This window comes from Luedemannella helvata (assembly GCF_039528415.1).
Taxonomy (GTDB): domain Bacteria; phylum Actinomycetota; class Actinomycetes; order Mycobacteriales; family Micromonosporaceae; genus Luedemannella; species Luedemannella helvata.
Genome location: NZ_BAAALS010000126.1, coordinates 1 through 640 on the forward strand (window position 1 = coordinate 1; position 640 = coordinate 640).

Here is a 640-nt window from a genome sequence, read left to right on the forward strand (position 1 = left end):
GCCGCGCGAGTACTCGTACCCGTTGCGTAACCCGCCGATGCCGTCCTGCGCATAGGTCGAGGTCACGTGGATGGGCGGGATGACATCGCCCGTGGTCGGGTCGGGGTCTTGTCCGGCGTGGACCGCGCGCGTGTCGAATCGAGCGTCGTGCTGCATGTCGGTGGTTCCAATCGCGATGTGGTTTCAGGAGAACGGAGGCTGATCAGGATCCGATCGGCGACATCGTCCTGAATTGCCTCCGTTCTCCTGAATCGATGGCGGGGCGAGCGGATGGCGCCGGAGCCCCGCTCCCAGCGGGCTCGCCTAGGCTTGTGCGGTGCCCCGTTCCGTCCGCGTCCTCGGCCCTGCCCTGCTCGTCGCCGTCGCGTTCGGCGCGATGGTCGCCGCGCTCGCGTACGGCGGGGGAGCGGCGCCGTTCCCCATCCAGGACCCGGGGCCCGTCGCACGCTGGGGCGTCCCGGTCGCGAAGCTCTTCGTGAACCTCGGCGCGGCCGGCATGATCGGCGCGCTCGTGCTCGCGGTGTGGGCGCTCAGCCCGAAGCGGCGCGAGTTCGACCTCGCGCTCGATGTCGCCGCGGCATCCGCCGCCGTGCTCACGGTCGCGAGCGCCGCCACCGGCGTGCTCACCTTCATGCTCGTG

The 640-nt window shown here is 70.9% G+C and carries 2 protein-coding genes; one reads left to right on the plus strand and one right to left on the minus strand.

Going from position 1 to position 640, the window contains the following annotated elements; translation table 11 throughout:
• The coding region (locus ABD191_RS29065; protein WP_344089182.1) for a PLP-dependent transferase at nt 1-156 on the minus strand (156 nt) is incomplete at its 3' end.
• A 160-nt stretch (nt 157-316) separates the two neighbouring features.
• On the opposite strand from ABD191_RS29065, the gene ABD191_RS29070 reads away from it, so the two are divergent.
• The coding region (locus ABD191_RS29070) for a hypothetical protein (RefSeq protein ID WP_425560905.1) at nt 317-640 on the plus strand (324 nt) is incomplete at its 3' end.